Here is a 1,722-nt window from a genome sequence, read left to right as displayed (position 1 = left end):
GTTATGAGTGAAAGGTTATTTAAATCACCAGCCGACTAGGGGGGAGCGCGCGAGCGCTAGACTCGCGAGAACAGTAGATGGCTCTAAGCGATACTAGGTTACTTAGTCGTGTTAGCGGTTATGCGTAACGGCATCTCTGGCAACGCTAAGCTGCGCCCTTGGTTTATCCACTCTTTTGTCATATGCAAGGAACCCTTTTCAATGACTAATCCGTTCGCTAACGTTTTATGTAGACTTGTGTCAGTAAAGTGCACGACTAAACCATCTACACTGGGCATCAGAAAGGACAAAAAGCTGCCCATATCATCAAAAAATGTTTGGTATTGCGTGAACAAAGTCGCCAGTTCATTTGCGGAATATTGCGTTTTTAACCACTTAGGTTTGGTTTCGAGTTGAACTGACATATCACATTGATTTTTTGGTTCTACTAAAGACAATACCACTTCGGCTTTCGCCATTTTAAGGGCTTTTTCACTGGGCACGGTGAAGCGTTGCTCATTTGTCACCGGCAAAGGAATATCTTGTTTTTGAGTATGAATATACGCTTTTGTGATCCTACATAAGGTATCGCTTTGAACCCGCTTAAAACCAAACGCAAACTGTAACGCGCTTGTCTCTTCATCATCCAGTTTACGCACATGACTATAAAAACTACTGTATTCGACGTTCAATGTGTTTGTACTGGCTATTTGCTGATTTGTCTGTTGTGCAACTGCAACGCAGCTTGGAATAATACAAGCTGCTATTAACCACTTTTTCATAAATTCATGTGCTCTTTATTTACCCTCATCATACTTAACAGTTCATCGATATAATCTTGCCCACGCTCAGAATAACTCTGTAAGCCGTGAACCAAGGCTTTAGCTGTAATAGGTTTGTCTTGCGCGCGCAAATCAGCACGTATATCTCGTAATTCTTTGTAAGCGTAATGACGATTTAGGTTTCTAATCTAGGTTTTTACCGCGTGAGAGAGATTTTTAAACTTAGCCACTTCGTGAACTGTGCCTTCATTTCTGCGTTTGGGCACGAATCCACAGCCTTGCTTGAAGCACCATAGGCCAAAGAAATTATATCCCTTTCTGGCAAATCTAGAGGTACCCCACCCCGATTCGTTTGCTGCTTGAATTAACACCAATTCAGGGGGGATCATATCAACACGATGCAGTAAAACAGCGGTGGATCGTAAATCGGTTAAGCCCTTATCGATTTTGCACTATAGGCGAATACTTTTCAGTAGTTTTACTGTGGAGTGGCTAGTCATCTGATCATCTTCAAGCTACTGGGCAACGCTGATTATCGCCTTGCGCTTTATCAATGTAACCTTGTTTTGATGGCGTATCTCGGGGAGTGAATAGGCAAAAAACGCCTTCTTTATTTCGGTGACGTCATCGTATTGTTTAAAATTAGGAACTGTTTTTGATTCACCACTATCAGTTGACGATGTCGACTTACGATCGAAATCGTCAATTAATATGCGCAGTTCCGTTTCAGTGAGCTCTAACTTTGTATCAGGCGGTTGGCTGTCAAAGTAGTCATCAGCAATGTACATAATCGCAAACAGTCCGCAGGCGGCGGCGAAGTAACGTAGCTTTTGGTATTTATCATGAGTCTTAGGCATAAAAAACCGAATCTTTATTATTGGAATGGGTGGAGGGTTGTCCCAACACTTCAACACCAAACAAGGTGCGGTACAACACACCTTTAGTATGAAGATACCAAGGA

At 42.3% G+C, this 1,722-nt stretch carries 3 protein-coding genes; all 3 read right to left on the bottom strand.

Features of this window, described 5'->3' with window-relative positions; genetic code table 11:
- Positions 1–98: 98 nt before the first annotated feature.
- The 3 genes from KO495_RS12490 to KO495_RS17555 all read right to left on the bottom strand — a co-directional run bounded on the left by KO495_RS12490 (position 99) and on the right by KO495_RS17555 (position 1,618).
- Positions 99–761 (bottom strand): DUF2987 domain-containing protein, encoded by a 663-nt coding sequence (locus tag KO495_RS12490; RefSeq protein WP_215980743.1) that lies wholly within the window; start codon positions 759–761, stop codon positions 99–101.
- 188 nt (positions 762–949) lie between these two features.
- Entirely contained in the window at positions 950–1,150 is a 201-nt protein-coding gene (locus tag KO495_RS17560; protein WP_252738942.1) for a glucosaminidase domain-containing protein, read from the bottom strand.
- A 126-nt stretch (positions 1,151–1,276) separates the two neighbouring features.
- A complete protein-coding gene (locus tag KO495_RS17555) occupies positions 1,277–1,618 on the bottom strand; it encodes a hypothetical protein (RefSeq protein WP_252738941.1) in 342 nt (113 codons plus the stop codon).
- Between the last annotated feature and the right edge of the window lie 104 nt (positions 1,619–1,722).

Source organism: Colwellia sp. D2M02 (assembly GCF_018860755.1).
Classification (GTDB): Bacteria; Pseudomonadota; Gammaproteobacteria; order Enterobacterales; family Alteromonadaceae; genus Colwellia; species Colwellia asteriadis.
Note: the sequence above shows the minus strand (reverse complement) of the source record. Positions and strands in the feature narration are given on the sequence as shown.

Bases quoted from the DNA above. Each gene is read 5' to 3' on its own strand.
- KO495_RS12490 (WP_215980743.1), bottom strand. From the start codon at position 761: ATGAAAAAGTGGTTAATAGCAGCTTGTATTATTCCAAGCTGCGTTGCA.
- KO495_RS17560 (WP_252738942.1), bottom strand. From the start codon at position 1,150: ATGATCCCCCCTGAATTGGTGTTAATTCAAGCAGCAAACGAATCGGGG.
- KO495_RS17555 (WP_252738941.1), bottom strand. From the start codon at position 1,618: ATGCCTAAGACTCATGATAAATACCAAAAGCTACGTTACTTCGCCGCC.